The following is a 14,108-nucleotide window of genomic DNA, read 5'->3' on the forward strand; positions in this document are numbered from 1 at the left end:
GAGATGGCGAAGAAGGCTCTGATTGCCAAGGCTGCTCGCAAGCCCAAGTTCGGTGTGCGCGCGTACACCCGCTGCCAGCGCTGCGGCCGTCCGCACTCCGTCTACCGCAAGTTCGGCCTGTGCCGCGTGTGCCTTCGTGAGATGGCTCACCGCGGCGAGCTGCCGGGCGTGACCAAGAGCTCCTGGTAATCCCTCCTTTAGGGATTCCTGGACCTCTCGGTAAGCAACTGGGTCGGCGAAGGCCCGCCCCCTCCATGGCTTAGGCTGGGAGGGTTGGGCCTTCGCCGCCCTGGATCACTTACTACGCCGTAGGTCCCCGCGCCGCACCCGTCCCGTCTCGTAGTACGGGGAGAGGGATGGCGCATATAGGAAACCCCGGCGAGAAAGGCCACAGGCCAATTCATGACCATGACTGATCCGATCGCAGACATGCTGACGCGTCTGCGGAACGCGAACTCGGCGTACCACGACTCCGTGGCGATGCCGCACTCGAAGATCAAGTCGCACATCGCGGAGATCCTCCAGCAGGAGGGCTTCATCACGGGCTGGAAGGTCGAGGACGCCGAGGTCGGCAAGTCCCTCGTCCTGGAGCTGAAGTTCGGCCCCAACCGTGAGCGCTCCATCGCGGGCATCAAGCGGATCTCCAAGCCCGGTCTCCGGGTGTACGCGAAGTCCACCAACCTGCCGAAGGTGCTCGGCGGCCTGGGCGTGGCGATCATCTCCACGTCGCACGGGCTCCTCACCGACAAGCAGGCCGGCAAGAAGGGCGTGGGTGGGGAAGTCCTCGCCTACGTCTGGTAGCAGAAGGGAACGGAGGAAACAGCTATGTCGCGCATCGGCAAGCTCCCCATCGCGGTTCCCGCCGGCGTGGACGTCACCATCGACGGCCGTACGGTCTCGGTCAAGGGCCCCAAGGGCTCGCTGACCCACACCGTCGCGGCGCCGATCGAGGTCGCCAAGGGCGAGGACGGCACCCTGCAGGTGACCCGCCCGAACGACGAGCGTCAGAACAAGGCCCTGCACGGCCTGTCCCGCACGCTGGTGGCGAACATGATCACCGGCGTGACCCAGGGTTACGTGAAGAAGCTCGAAATCAGCGGTGTCGGTTACCGCGTGACCGCCAAGGGCTCGAACCTGGAGTTCGCCCTCGGCTACAGCCACCCGATCCTGGTCGAGGCCCCCGAGGGCATCACCTTCAAGGTGGAGGCCCCGACCCGTTTCTCGGTCGAGGGCATCGACAAGCAGAAGGTCGGCGAGGTCGCGGCCAACATCCGCAAGCTGCGCAAGCCGGACCCGTACAAGGCCAAGGGCGTCAAGTACGAGGGCGAAGTCATCCGCCGCAAGGTCGGAAAGGCGGGTAAGTAAGCCATGGCATACGGGCAGAAGATCCTCAAGGGCGACGCCTACAAGCGCGCCGCGATCAAGCGCCGTCACATCCGGATCCGCAAGCGGATCGCGGGCACGGCGGAGCGCCCCCGTCTGGTCGTGACCCGCTCCAACCGTCACATCGTGGCGCAGGTGATCGACGACCTCAAGGGCCACACCCTGGCGTCGGCGTCCACCCTGGACGCGTCGATCCGTGGTGCCGAGGGCGACAAGTCGGCGCAGGCCAAGCAGGTCGGCGCGCTCGTCGCCGAGCGTGCCAAGGCCGCCGGTGTCGAGGCCGTCGTGTTCGACCGTGGTGGCAACCAGTACGCCGGGCGCATCGCCGCCCTGGCGGACGCCGCCCGCGAAGCCGGGCTCAAGTTCTGAGCCGCTTGTAGCTAGCGGAAAGAGAGAGGTAATCCAATGGCTGGACCCCAGCGCCGCGGAAGCGGTGCCGGTGGCGGCGAGCGGCGGGACCGGAAGGGCCGTGACGGCGGCGCTGCTGCCGCCGAGAAGACCGCGTACGTCGAGCGCGTCGTCGCGATCAACCGCGTCGCCAAGGTTGTGAAGGGTGGTCGTCGCTTCAGCTTCACCGCGCTGGTCGTGGTGGGCGACGGTGACGGCACCGTCGGTGTCGGATACGGCAAGGCCAAGGAGGTGCCGGCCGCCATCGCCAAGGGTGTCGAGGAGGCCAAGAAGCACTTCTTCAAGGTCCCCCGGATCCAGGGCACCATCCCGCACCCCATCCAGGGTGAGAAGGCCGCCGGTGTCGTGCTCCTCAAGCCGGCCTCGCCGGGTACCGGTGTGATCGCCGGTGGTCCCGTGCGTGCCGTCCTGGAGTGCGCCGGCATCCACGACGTGCTGTCGAAGTCGCTCGGCTCCGACAACGCGATCAACATCGTGCACGCGACCGTGGAGGCCCTGAAGGGCCTGCAGCGTCCCGAGGAGATCGCGGCCCGCCGCGGTCTGCCCCTGGAGGACGTGGCCCCCGCGGCCCTGCTGCGTGCGCGTGCCGGGGCGGGTGCGTGATGGCTCAGCTGAAGATCACGCAGGTCAAGTCCTACATCGGCAGCAAGCAGAACCACCGTGACACCCTGCGGTCGCTTGGTCTCAAGGGGATCAACACCGTGGTCGTCAAGGAGGACCGTCCCGAGTTCCGCGGCATGGTGCACACCGTCCGCCACCTCGTGACGGTCGAGGAGGTCGACTGATCATGGCGGAGCAGAACCCGCTCAAGATCCACAACCTCCGTCCCGCCCCGGGCGCCAAGACCGCCAAGACCCGTGTCGGTCGTGGTGAGGCGTCGAAGGGTAAGACGGCCGGTCGTGGTACCAAGGGCACCAAGGCCCGCTACCAGGTTCCGGAGCGCTTCGAGGGCGGCCAGATGCCGCTGCACATGCGCCTGCCGAAGCTGAAGGGCTTCAAGAACCCGTTCAAGACCGAGTACCAGGTCGTGAACCTCGACAAGCTGGCCGCGCTCTACCCCGAGGGTGGCGAGGTCACGGTCGAGGACCTGGTGGCCAAGGGCGCCGTTCGCAAGAACAGCCTCGTCAAGGTGCTCGGGCAGGGTGAGGTCTCCGTGGCGCTGCAGGTGACGGTCGACGCCGTCTCCGGCTCCGCCAAGGAGAAGATCACCGCCGCCGGCGGCACCGTCACCGAGCTCGTCTGACCCAATCGGACGTCTCGATGACCTGAACGATCCCGACCGGGGATGCTCCACAAATGGGGTATCCCCGGTTGGTCGTTCCAAGGGGGGCGGTGTCGCCGGTAAGGTTGCCTGCACTGCCCACTTTCACTGGGTGCTTCCCATGGGGCACTCTGATCGGCAGTTGACCGTTACGTATTCGTCGAACCTCAAGACCGTCACCCTTGACGCAGTTGCGCGGGGGTCGCAGGAGGCACCGTGCTCACCGCGTTCGCCCGGGCGTTCAAGACGCCCGACCTGCGCAAGAAGCTGCTCTTCACGCTGGGCATCATCGTGGTCTACCGGGTCGGTACCCACATCCCGATCCCCGGCGTCAACTACCAAGCCGTCCAGCAGTGCGTGAACGAGGCATCCGGCAACCAGGGCCTCTTCGGTCTCGTCAACATGTTCAGCGGCGGCGCGCTGCTGCAGATCACCGTCTTCGCCCTCGGCATCATGCCGTACATCACGGCGAGCATCATCCTGCAGCTGCTGACCGTGGTCATCCCGCGCCTGGAAGCCCTCAAGAAGGAGGGCCAGGCCGGTACGGCGAAGATCACCCAGTACACCCGTTACCTGACGGTGGCGCTGGCCATCCTGCAGGGCACCGGCCTGGTGGCCACCGCCCGCAGCGGCGCCCTCTTCTCGGGCTGCACCGTCGCGTCGAGCATCGTCCCCGACCAGGCGATCTTCACCACCATCACGATGGTCATCTGCATGACCGCGGGTACGGCCGTCGTCATGTGGCTGGGCGAGCTGGTCACCGACCGCGGCATCGGCAACGGCATGTCGATCCTGATGTTCATCTCGATCGCCGCGACCTTCCCGTCCGCGCTGTGGGCGATCAAGAAGCAGGGCACCCTCGCCGACGGCTGGATCGAGTTCGGCACCGTCATCGCGGTCGGCCTGGTCATGGTCGCGCTCGTCGTCTTCGTCGAGCAGGCCCAGCGCCGCATCCCCGTGCAGTACGCGAAGCGCATGATCGGCCGTCGCTCCTACGGCGGTACGTCCACGTACATTCCGCTGAAGGTCAACCAGGCGGGTGTGATCCCCGTCATCTTCGCGTCCTCGCTGCTCTACATCCCGGCCCTGATCGCCCAGTTCGCCGGCGGCAACTCCGGCTGGAAACAGTGGGTCACCGCGAACCTGACCAAGGGCGACCACCCGATCTACATCACCCTCTACTTCTTGCTGATCGTTTTCTTCGCGTTCTTCTACGTGGCGATCTCCTTCAACCCCGAGGAAGTCGCCGACAACATGAAGAAGTATGGTGGCTTCATCCCGGGCATCCGGGCTGGCCGACCGACCGCTGAGTACCTGTCGTACGTGCTCAACCGGATCACCTGGCCGGGTTCGCTGTATCTGGGCCTGATCGCTCTCGTACCGACGATGGCGTTGGTCGGCTTCGGGGCAAGCCAGAACTTCCCCTTCGGTGGCACCAGCATCCTGATCATCGTGGGTGTCGGTCTCGAAACGGTGAAGCAGATCGAGAGCCAGCTCCAGCAGCGCAATTACGAAGGGTTCCTCCGCTGATGCGAATCGTCCTCGTCGGGCCGCCGGGTGCCGGTAAGGGAACGCAGGCCGTGCGTCTTTCCGAAGAACTGCGCATCCCGCACATCTCCACGGGCGACCTGTTCCGGGCCAACATCAGCCAGCAGACGGAGCTGGGGAAACTCGCGAAGTCCTACATGGACGCCGGCAACCTCGTCCCCGACGAGGTCACCATCGCGATGGCCAAGGACCGCATGGAGCAGCAGGACGCCGAGAACGGCTTCCTGCTGGACGGCTTCCCGCGCAACGTCTCCCAGGCCGAGGCGCTGGACGAACTGCTGGAGAACGAGAACGTCACGCTGGACGCGGTGCTCGACCTCGAAGTCCCCGAGGACGAGGTGGTCAAGCGGATCGCCGGCCGGCGTACCTGCCGCAACAAGTCGGAGCACGTCTTCCACGTCACCTACAGCCCGCCGAAGAAGGAGGGCGTCTGCGACGTCTGCGGCGGCGAGCTGTACCAGCGTGACGACGACTCGGAGGACACCGTCCGCAAGCGGCTTGAGGTCTACCACACACAGACCGAGCCGATCATCGACTACTACAAGGCGCAGGGCCTGGTCGTGACGATCTCCGCCCTGGGCCCGGTGGACGAGATCACCCGCCGGGCGCTGGAAGCGCTCAAGCGGGACGAGGCCGCCAAGTAGCCCCCTCGGGCCGTTCCGGCCGCGGTGCCCTCCCCCGGACCCGATCCGGGGGGACCCCAAGGGCGCCGCGGCCGTAGTGTTGTGCAGTAACCGGTTGTCGCGAGTGACGGAGAGCGCAGGCCCCCCATGGTGCAGATCAAGACCCCCGAGCAGATCGCCAGGATGCGTGCGGCGGGGCTGGTCGTCGCCGCGATCCACGCGGCCACCCGGGAGGCCGCCGTGCCCGGCGCCAGCACCAAGGACCTGGACGAGGTGGCACGCAAGGTGCTCGCCGAGCACAACGCCACGCCGAACTTCCTCGGGTACGGCGGCTTCCCGGCCACCATCTGCACCTCGGTCAACGAGGTCGTCGTCCATGGCATCCCCTCCGAGGAGGTCGTCCTCAAGGACGGCGACATCATCTCCATCGACTGCGGCGCGATCGTGGACGGCTGGCACGGCGACGCCGCCTACACGGCCTTCGTGGGCTCCGGTCACGCCCCGGAACTGGTCGAGCTGTCCCGGGTGACCGAGGAGTCGATGTGGGCCGGGATCGCGGCGATGCGACAGGGCAACCGGCTCGTCGACGTCTCCCGGGCCATCGAGACCTACATCCGCCGCCAGCCCAAGCCCGGCGGCGGCCGCTACGGGATCATCGAGGACTACGGCGGCCACGGCATCGGCACCGAGATGCACATGGACCCGCACCTGCTGAACTACGTCGACCGCAAGCGCGGCAAGGGCCCCAAGCTGGTCCCCGGCTTCTGCCTGGCCATCGAGCCTATGGTCTCCCTGGGCACCGCGAAGACCGAGGTGCTCCAGGACAACTGGACGGTCATCACCACCGACGGCACCTGGTCCTCCCACTGGGAGCACTCCGTCGCGCTGACCGAGCAGGGGCCGCTGGTGCTGACCGCCCCGGACGGCGGCCGGGCCAAGCTGGCGGAGCACGGCATCACGGCCGCCCCCGACCCGCTCGCTTAACGATCTCCGGTGTGGGGCAGACTTCCCCGATTCGTCTTTCCGGGGGCGCTGACGTAGACTGACTCGTCGGCTCTCGTGCATCCGCATGTCCGCATGTGCCCGCAAGGGACGCGAGGGAGTCGATCAAGGTAGTCGATTCGAAGGGCGAAGCGTGGCCAAGAAGCAAGGTGCCATCGAGATCGAGGGCACTGTCGTCGAGTCTCTTCCGAACGCCATGTTCAAGGTCGAGCTCCAGAACGGCCACCAGGTCCTGGCACACATCAGCGGCAAGATGCGTATGCACTACATCCGCATCCTCCCTGACGACCGGGTCGTGGTGGAGCTGTCTCCGTACGACCTGACGCGTGGCCGGATCGTCTACCGCTACAAGTAGATCTTGCCCGCGCCCCGGCCCGCCGGGGTGATGGCACTGACCCGGAGAACCTCACATCCCATGAAGGTCAAGCCGAGCGTCAAGAAGATCTGCGACAAGTGCAGGGTGATCCGCCGTCACGGCCGGGTCATGGTCATCTGCGAGAACCCGCGCCACAAGCAGCGCCAGGGCTGACACAGGACCGCACCTCTGCATCACGCAGGACTTCGCGCGACGCAAGCTGAATTGTTCATACGCAGGGCCCGGAGCCGTCTTCGGTTCCGATACCCCCGGCTCGGAGGCCGGGGACCCAGTTCGTACCTGGTACGGCGGCTGGGATCCGGTCCTGTGGAAGACCTCCGACAAGTAACTGGAGCCATTGAATGGCACGCGTTTCCGGTGTTGACATCCCGCGCGAAAAGCGCGTGGAGGTCGCCCTCACCTACGTGTTCGGCATCGGCCGGACCCTTTCGAAGGAGACGCTGGCAGCGACCGGCGTCGACCCGAACACCCGCGTTCGCGACCTGACCGAGGAGCAGCTGGTCGCGATCCGCGAGTACGTCGACAACAACATCAAGACCGAGGGTGACCTCCGTCGTGAGATTCAGGCCGACATCCGCCGCAAGGTGGAGATCGGCTGCTACCAGGGTCTCCGTCACCGTCGCGGTCTGCCCGTCCGCGGTCAGCGCACCAGCACCAACGCCCGCACCCGCAAGGGCCCGCGTCGCGCCATCGCCGGCAAGAAGAAGCCGGGCAAGAAGTAGTCCGCAGCGGACACCTGTCCACGGTCTTCGCTGTAGGACCGACCACCTCCCGTAGGAGTTAGAGGATGCCCCCCAAGGGACGTCAGGGCGCTGCCAAGAAGGTGCGCCGCAAGGAAAAGAAGAACGTCGCTCACGGCCACGCGCACATCAAGAGCACGTTCAACAACACGATCGTTTCGATCACGGACCCGTCCGGCAATGTGATCTCCTGGGCCTCCGCCGGCCATGTCGGCTTCAAGGGCTCCCGGAAGTCCACGCCGTTCGCCGCGCAGATGGCCGCCGAGTCGGCCGCCCGCCGCGCCCAGGAGCACGGCATGCGCAAGGTCGACGTGTTCGTGAAGGGCCCGGGTTCCGGTCGCGAGACCGCGATCCGCTCCCTGCAGGCCACGGGCCTTGAGGTCGGCTCCATCCAGGACGTCACGCCGACCCCGCACAACGGCTGCCGCCCGCCGAAGCGCCGCCGCGTCTGACCCCGTCGCGGCGGCTTCCCCGCGCGAGCGGGGGTGACCCGCGCCGCCGCGTCTGACATCGGCGCTTCAAGGGCTTGCTGTGCCTCCGGGCTTTTGTGCCGGGGGTGTGGGGGTTGTCCCCCACAGGCAACAGCCGGGCGGTACGGCTCCATACGGTCGTGCCGCCCGTACCCTTGCAGTACCCGCACTTTTCACGGGTGCGGTTTCCGTCGGACGTCAAATAGCGGGCGTCCACGAAAGAAGGATCTGATCCACACATGCTGATCGCTCAGCGTCCCTCGTTGACCGAAGAGGTCGTCGACGAGTTCCGCTCCCGGTTCGTGATCGAGCCGCTGGAGCCGGGCTTCGGCTACACCCTCGGCAACTCTCTCCGTCGCACTCTCCTGTCGTCGATCCCCGGCGCTGCTGTCACCAGCATCCGCATCGACGGTGTCCTGCACGAGTTCACCACCGTGCCGGGCGTGAAGGAGGACGTCACCGACCTGATCCTCAACATCAAGCAGCTGGTCGTCTCCTCGGAGCACGACGAGCCGGTCGTGATGTACCTGCGCAAGCAGGGTCCGGGTCTGGTCACCGCCGCCGACATCGCGCCTCCGGCCGGTGTCGAGGTGCACAACCCCGACCTGGTGCTGGCCACGCTCAACGGCAAGGGCAAGCTGGAGATGGAGCTGACCGTCGAGCGCGGTCGCGGCTATGTCTCCGCCGTGCAGAACAAGCAGGTGGGTCAGGAGATCGGCCGTATTCCGGTCGACTCGATCTACTCGCCGGTGCTCAAGGTCACGTACAAGGTCGAGGCCACGCGTGTCGAGCAGCGCACCGACTTCGACAAGCTGGTCGTCGATGTCGAGACCAAGCAGGCCATGCGTCCCCGTGACGCGATGGCGTCGGCGGGCAAGACGCTGGTGGAGCTGTTCGGTCTGGCCCGTGAGCTGAACATCGACGCCGAGGGCATCGACATGGGTCCGTCCCCGACGGACGCCGCGCTGGCCGCGGACCTCGCGCTGCCGATCGAGGAGCTGGAGCTGACCGTCCGCTCCTACAACTGCCTCAAGCGTGAGGGCATCCACTCCGTGGGTGAGCTGGTCGCTCGCTCCGAGGCCGACCTGCTGGACATCCGCAACTTCGGTGCGAAGTCCATCGACGAGGTCAAGGCGAAGCTGGCCGGCATGGGCCTGGCCCTGAAGGACAGCCCGCCCGGATTCGACCCGACGGCCGCGGCGGATGCCTTCGGCGCGGACGACGACGCGGATGCCGGCTTCGTGGAAACCGAGCAGTACTGAGAACTCGGGACTGCCGGTCCGATGTCGGGTGCGGGTGCGCTGTGCTTGATCGCGCCCGCGCGGCGGAGCCGCATATCGATACAGCCCCGCGCCCCTTCCGGACGACACGCCCCTTCGGGGCTGTCGTCCGGATCTCTGACAGACAACCGTCTGCTCAGATACTGACCCCGGTACCTGGTACGGCCGGGGCAGACATACAGGAGAAGAAGAATGCCGAAGCCCACCAAGGGTGCCCGTCTGGGCGGCAGTGCCGCGCACGAGAAGCTGCTCCTCGCCAACCTCGCGAAGAGCCTCTTCGAGCACGGCCGTATCACCACCACCGAGGCGAAGGCCCGTCGGCTGCGCCCGTACGCCGAGCGTCTGATCACCAAGGCGAAGAAGGGCGACCTGCACAACCGTCGCCAGGTGCTCCAGGTCATCACGGACAAGGGCATCGTCCACACGCTCTTCACCGAGATCGGCCCGCGCTACGAGAACCGTCCCGGTGGCTACACCCGCATCACCAAGATCGGTAACCGCCGTGGCGACAACGCGCCCATGGCCGTCATCGAGCTGGTGGAGGCGCTGACCGTCGCCCAGCAGGCGACCGGTGAGGCCGAGGCCGCGACGAAGCGTGCCGCCAAGGACGCCGAGGCTGTTGCCGAGGTCAAGGCCGAGGAGACCAAGGCCGAGGAGACCAAGGTCGACGTGACCAAGGCCGACGAGGCTGAGGACACGGCCGAGGCTGGCGCCGCAGAGGCCAAGGACGCGTAAGCGTCTGCGGGGTGCTGTCCGGCTGGCGGCCGCGGCTTCCTCGTGGCTGGTCGCGCAGTTCCCCGCGCCCCTTCGGGGCGTGTGAGCGGGCCCGTTCCCTTCAAGGGGCGGGCCCGCCTTCGCGTTGAACGACCGTGCACACCCTGTGTGAGGATCTGTTTGTGAGTGACGAAGTACAGCACGGTCAGGTACGGGTGCGCCTCGATCTGTCCTACGACGGCACCGAATTCTCCGGGTGGGCCAAGCAGGCCGGCGGGCGCAGGACCGTGCAGGGGGAGATCGAGGACGCGCTGCGGACGGTCACGCGGTCCGGGGAGCGGACGTACGAGCTGACCGTGGCCGGGCGGACGGACGCCGGGGTGCACGCGCGCGGCCAGGTGGCCCATGTGGACCTGCCCGCGGGGCTGTGGGCCGAGCACCGGGAGAAGCTGCTGAAGCGGCTCGCCGGGCGGCTGCCGAAGGATGTGCGGGTGTGGGCGCTCACCGAGGCTCCGGCCGGGTTCGACGCGCGGTTCGCCGCACTGTGGCGGCGCTATGTGTACCGGGTCGGGGACCGGCCCGGCGGAGTGGATCCGCTGCTGCGCGGCCATGTGCTCTGGCACGACTGGGCGCTGGACGTCACGGCGATGGACGCGGCGGCGAAGTCCCTGATCGGCGAGCACGACTTCGCGGCGTACGCGAAGCGGCGCGAGGGGGCGACGACGGTCCGCGAGATCCTTGACTTCGGGGTGCGCCGGCGGTCGGACGGCGTCGTGGAGATCGAGGTACGGGCGGACGCCTTCTGCCACAACCAGGTGCGGTCCATGGTGGGTGCCCTGCTGTTCGTGGGCGACGGGCACCGTGACGTGGACTGGCCGCGGCGGGTCCTGGACGCCCGGGTCCGCGACAGCGCCGTCCATGTCGTGCGCCCGCACGGGCTGACCCTGGAGGAGGTCGGCTATCCGGCGGACGGGCTGCTCGCGGAGCGGCAGCGGCAGGCCCGGCGGGTGCGGGGCACGGTGCACTGAGAGCGTCCGCTGCGGTTCGACGGCGCCCCGAAGGGGCGCGGGGAACTGCGCGGCCAGCCACAACGGAGCCGCAGACGACCGACGGCACAACGCGGTCCAGCCGGCGGAGCGCTTACGCGTCGCTGAGGATGCCTTCCAGGGCGGGCTTGAGGAAGGGCTTGAGCGACTTGGAGTAGCCCGAGGTGATGTGGCTGTTGTCGTAGTAGACGAGCTGATCGCCGATCACGGAGGGGCAGACGTCCAGCGAGCAGAAGGCCGGCGTGGTGTCGATGATCTCGGCGCCGTGCTCCTCGGCCACCTTTCGCTCCATGGCGCGGAATTCGGTGTATTCGAGGGCCTGCCACTGCTTGCGGTTGCAGGGGGTGATGTCGTCGGTGTGGGTGGCCAGGCAGTCGGGGACGTTCTGGCCCGGCTGCGGGGTGTCGGTCATGTAGACGAGGCGGGCGCCGGTCTTCTCGAACACCTTGAACGCGGCCTCCGCGCCGTCGCGGGTGGCTTCCTGCCGGGCGCGGTCGGCGATGATCAGGACGTCGGGCTTGAGCTTCTTCAGCTCGGCGAAGGCGGAGTCACGCCAGCTGTCGCACTCCCGGTACTCGCGGCCCAGGGTGGGGCTGGCGATGTGGTAGATCTGCGGCGAGCAGCCGCCCTTGGCCATGGTGACCACCTTGACGTTCAGTTCGCGGCCGAGTTCGTCGTAGAGGTCGTTCCACTGCCAGGCGTGGGAGTCCCCCATGAGGACCACGGTCTTCTTGCTGCCGCGGTCGCCGATGACGCAGCCGTCCCGCATCACGAACTTGGTGATCTCGGTGTTGTCGATGCAGCCCTTGGAGGCGTGGTTGTCGGTCGCCTTCAGCAAGGTGCTCTGCACCCTGGCGGACAGTTTCCGCTGGTGGACGGCCTTCTCGACGGACGCCGTGCTGGTGAATCCGGGGGCCGGCCGGGCCGAGCCGGGTGCGGTGGCCAGGTTCAGCGGCACGATCGCGGCGAGCACCATCGCCCCCGCGGTGCCGGCGGTGGTGAAGCCGCCGGCGAGGACGCCCTTCCAGGGGCGGGCCACCAGTTGCACGTTGTTCTTGAACCGGCGTTCCACGAGGTAGTGCATGGCGGTGGCGATGAGGAACGACAGGACGACGACCCGCATGCGTTCCTGGAAGGTGAACTCCCGGTCGACGATGTGCGGCCACATCACCAGGATCGGCCAGTGCCAGAGGTACCAGCCGTAGCTGACGTTGCCGATGAAGTCGAACACCGGGTTGAACAGGAGGCGTTCGGCGCCGAAGCCGGGGTTGGCGCAGCCGCCGGCGATGACCAGGAGGGCGCCGAGTACCGGCCCGGCCACCGCGTAGCCGGGCAGCGGGGTCTCGGAGGTGATCAGGAGCGAGGTCACCAGGATGGTGCCGAGTCCCAGCCAGCTGACCAGGGCCGCCAGCGTGGTGTTCATGCGTGAGACGAACGGCGCGAGGAGGGCGAGCAGGACGCCGGAGGTGATCTCCCAGATCCGGGTGTGGGTGCTGAAGTAGGCGAGCGGCTGGTTCACGGGGGTCTGCGACCAGCCCAGGTAGAACGAGCCGGCGATCACGGCGAGGAGGGCGAGGCCGACCAGGGCGCGGTTGCGCAGGATCTTGCGGCTGAGCCAGACCAGGGCGACCAGCACGATCGGGGCGACGAGATAGAACTGCTCCTCGATGCCCAGTGACCAGAAGTGCTGGTAGGGGGACTGGGTGCCGTCGTTGGCGAAGTAGTCGGTGCCGTTCTCGACCAGCCGCCAGTTCAGGAAGCTCAGGGAGGCGCTGAGGCCGTCGGCGACGAAGTCGCGGAACTTCAGGGGGCTGGCGTAGAGCCAGGCGATGACCGCGGTACCGACGATGGTGAGGGCCATGGGGGGTGCGAGGCGGCGGAAGCGGCGGGCCCAGAACTTGGTCAGGGACACCTTGCCCGTCTTGTCGATCTCGGCGAGCAGCTGGCTGCCGATGAGGAAGCCGCTGAGCACGAAGCTGACGTCCACGCCGCCGTGGATGTCGAGGATGCCGCAGTGCATGCTGACGACCATCATGATGGCGACGGCACGCAGGCCCTGGATGTCCGGCCGGTACTTGCGAAGGCGCTCTGCCTGCGCGGCCGTTGAGCGGTGGCGGGTCACGGTTCTCCCGTAGCAGGTGGTCAGTGGGCCGTCAGGCAGGCGGCAGCCGTTCCGCTGACGCGCACCCCTTGGGCGGGAATGCGGATGCCGCACGACAGCCGCAGCTGGGCCGGCAGCTCGTTGTCCGCGCCGACGTGGGAGTGGCAGCCCACGACGACTTCGCGCAGGAACGACTGGCTGCCGATCGAGGAGTCGTGGTCGACGACCGACTCGTGGATCCGGGTGCCTTCGCCGACGGTGACGCGCTCGCCGATGATGGAGCGGTCGATGACGGCGTGGGCCCCGACGACGGCGTGCGGGCCGACCGTGGAGCCGCCCGTGACGCGGGCGGTGGGGTCGATCGTGGCCGTGGGGTGGATCAGGGCTTCGGCGGGCGGCCCGACGAGCGGCGAGGCCGCCTGGCCCGTGACCAGGTCGGCTGAGCCCTGCACGAAGGCCAGGGGAGTGCCGAGGTCGCGCCAGTAGTCGTCGGTGGTGTGGCCGAGGACGCGCGCGCCTCGGGCGACGAGCTGCGGGAAGGTCTCCTGCTCGACCGAGACCTCGCGGTCGGCGGGGATGGCGTCCAGAACGGAGCGGCGGAAGACGTAGCAGCCGGCGTTGATCTGGTCGGTGACGCACTCCTCCTGCGTCTTCGGCTTCTCCAGGAACGCCAGCACCCGGCCGTCGGCGTCGGTGGGCACCAGGCCGAAGGCGCGGGGGTCGGCGACCCGGGTGAGGTGCAGGGTCACGTCGGCGTCCCGGGCCTCGTGCCGCCGTACGACGTCGCGCAGGTCGACGCCGGAGAGGATGTCGCCGTTCAGGATCAGCACCGGCGCGTCGGGTGAGTCGCCGCGCAGCCGCTGTCCGGCGTTGCGGATCGCGCCGCCCGTGCCCAGGGGTACCTCTTCGACGGCGTAGGAGATCTCCAGGCCGCCGGAGAAGTCCCGGAACTCGTCCTCGAAGAGGGAGGCGAGGTAGGAGGTGGCGAACACCAGGTGCTCGACGCCCGCGTCCAGCAGCTTGGCCACCTGGTGGCGGATGAAGGAGGTGCCCGCGACGCCGAGGAGCGGCTTCGGGGTGTGGTTGGTGAGGGGGCGCAGACGGGTTCCCTTGCCGCCCACCAGGATGATGGCTTCTCGCATGGTTGCCTCGCTGG

The 14,108-nt window shown here is 67.8% G+C and carries 19 protein-coding genes; 17 read left to right on the forward strand and 2 right to left on the reverse strand.

The features are described 5' to 3' along the window. Nucleotides 1-3: 3 nt before the first annotated feature. The 17 genes from AC27LF_RS40480 to truA all read left to right on the forward strand — a co-directional run bounded on the left by AC27LF_RS40480 (nt 4) and on the right by truA (nt 10,833). Complete coding sequence (locus tag AC27LF_RS40480; protein ID WP_003956452.1) at nt 4-189, forward strand: type Z 30S ribosomal protein S14; 186 nt, start codon at nt 4-6, stop codon at nt 187-189. Between the two features lie 213 nt (nt 190-402). Further along, on the forward strand, nt 403-801 hold the full coding sequence (gene rpsH, locus AC27LF_RS40485; protein ID WP_351354146.1) for a 30S ribosomal protein S8: 399 nt from the start codon (nt 403-405) through the stop codon (nt 799-801). Between the two features lie 24 nt (nt 802-825). Further along, nucleotides 826-1,365, forward strand: a complete 540-nt coding sequence (rplF, locus tag AC27LF_RS40490; RefSeq protein WP_388702755.1) for a 50S ribosomal protein L6 — start codon at nt 826-828, stop codon at nt 1,363-1,365. 3 nt (nt 1,366-1,368) lie between these two features. Next, nucleotides 1,369-1,752, forward strand: coding sequence for a 50S ribosomal protein L18 (rplR, locus tag AC27LF_RS40495; protein WP_030601188.1), 384 nt, complete (start codon nt 1,369-1,371; stop codon nt 1,750-1,752). A 36-nt stretch (nt 1,753-1,788) separates the two neighbouring features. Continuing rightward, complete coding sequence (rpsE, locus tag AC27LF_RS40500) at nt 1,789-2,394, forward strand: 30S ribosomal protein S5 (protein WP_019753099.1); 606 nt, start codon at nt 1,789-1,791, stop codon at nt 2,392-2,394. Beyond that, the gene (gene rpmD, locus AC27LF_RS40505) at nt 2,394-2,576 is read left to right on the forward strand and encodes a 50S ribosomal protein L30 (RefSeq protein ID WP_003998814.1); all 183 of its coding nucleotides are present in this window, start codon (nt 2,394-2,396) and stop codon (nt 2,574-2,576) included. The genes rpsE and rpmD overlap by 1 nt, the downstream gene beginning before the upstream one ends. 2 nt (nt 2,577-2,578) lie before the next feature. Further along, on the forward strand, nt 2,579-3,034 hold the full coding sequence (gene rplO / locus AC27LF_RS40510; RefSeq protein WP_479661896.1) for a 50S ribosomal protein L15: 456 nt from the start codon (nt 2,579-2,581) through the stop codon (nt 3,032-3,034). A 234-nt stretch (nt 3,035-3,268) separates the two neighbouring features. After that, the gene (secY, locus tag AC27LF_RS40515) at nt 3,269-4,582 is read left to right on the forward strand and encodes a preprotein translocase subunit SecY (protein WP_404029253.1); all 1,314 of its coding nucleotides are present in this window, start codon (nt 3,269-3,271) and stop codon (nt 4,580-4,582) included. Then, a complete protein-coding gene (locus tag AC27LF_RS40520; protein ID WP_479661895.1) occupies nt 4,582-5,244 on the forward strand; it encodes an adenylate kinase in 663 nt (220 codons plus the stop codon). Before secY ends, AC27LF_RS40520 begins: the two co-directional genes overlap by 1 nt. 126 nt (nt 5,245-5,370) lie before the next feature. Continuing rightward, nucleotides 5,371-6,207 (forward strand): type I methionyl aminopeptidase, encoded by an 837-nt coding sequence (gene map, locus AC27LF_RS40525; RefSeq protein ID WP_479661894.1) that lies wholly within the window; start codon nt 5,371-5,373, stop codon nt 6,205-6,207. Nucleotides 6,208-6,358: 151 nt separating this feature from the next. Next, nucleotides 6,359-6,580 carry a translation initiation factor IF-1 gene (infA, locus tag AC27LF_RS40530; RefSeq protein WP_003948620.1) on the forward strand — a complete coding sequence of 74 codons (222 nt, stop codon included), beginning with the start codon at nt 6,359-6,361 and terminating at the stop codon, nt 6,578-6,580. A gap of 60 nt (nt 6,581-6,640) precedes the next feature. Continuing rightward, nucleotides 6,641-6,754, forward strand: coding sequence for a 50S ribosomal protein L36 (gene rpmJ, locus AC27LF_RS40535; protein WP_003998809.1), 114 nt, complete (start codon nt 6,641-6,643; stop codon nt 6,752-6,754). Between the two features lie 188 nt (nt 6,755-6,942). After that, the gene (gene rpsM, locus AC27LF_RS40540; RefSeq protein ID WP_023547369.1) at nt 6,943-7,323 is read left to right on the forward strand and encodes a 30S ribosomal protein S13; all 381 of its coding nucleotides are present in this window, start codon (nt 6,943-6,945) and stop codon (nt 7,321-7,323) included. Nucleotides 7,324-7,388: 65 nt separating this feature from the next. Further along, a complete protein-coding gene (rpsK, locus tag AC27LF_RS40545; RefSeq protein ID WP_003956432.1) occupies nt 7,389-7,793 on the forward strand; it encodes a 30S ribosomal protein S11 in 405 nt (134 codons plus the stop codon). Nucleotides 7,794-8,050: 257 nt separating this feature from the next. Next, nucleotides 8,051-9,073, forward strand: a complete 1,023-nt coding sequence (locus tag AC27LF_RS40550) for a DNA-directed RNA polymerase subunit alpha (protein WP_412494370.1) — start codon at nt 8,051-8,053, stop codon at nt 9,071-9,073. 210 nt (nt 9,074-9,283) lie between these two features. Next, nucleotides 9,284-9,826, forward strand: a complete 543-nt coding sequence (gene rplQ, locus AC27LF_RS40555; protein WP_479657017.1) for a 50S ribosomal protein L17 — start codon at nt 9,284-9,286, stop codon at nt 9,824-9,826. A gap of 161 nt (nt 9,827-9,987) precedes the next feature. Further along, entirely contained in the window at nt 9,988-10,833 is an 846-nt protein-coding gene (truA, locus tag AC27LF_RS40560) for a tRNA pseudouridine(38-40) synthase TruA (RefSeq protein WP_479657018.1), read from the forward strand. Nucleotides 10,834-10,945: 112 nt separating this feature from the next. Here the strand turns inward: truA and AC27LF_RS40565 are convergent, their stop codons facing one another. Continuing rightward, the gene (locus AC27LF_RS40565) at nt 10,946-12,973 is read right to left on the reverse strand and encodes an acyltransferase family protein (protein ID WP_479657019.1); all 2,028 of its coding nucleotides are present in this window, start codon (nt 12,971-12,973) and stop codon (nt 10,946-10,948) included. A gap of 20 nt (nt 12,974-12,993) precedes the next feature. After that, nucleotides 12,994-14,094: a mannose-1-phosphate guanylyltransferase gene (gene manB, locus AC27LF_RS40570; protein ID WP_479657020.1), complete on the reverse strand. Its 1,101-nt coding sequence runs from the start codon at nt 14,092-14,094 to the stop codon at nt 12,994-12,996. Between the last annotated feature and the right edge of the window lie 14 nt (nt 14,095-14,108).

Source organism: Streptomyces diversicolor, from assembly GCF_057537855.1.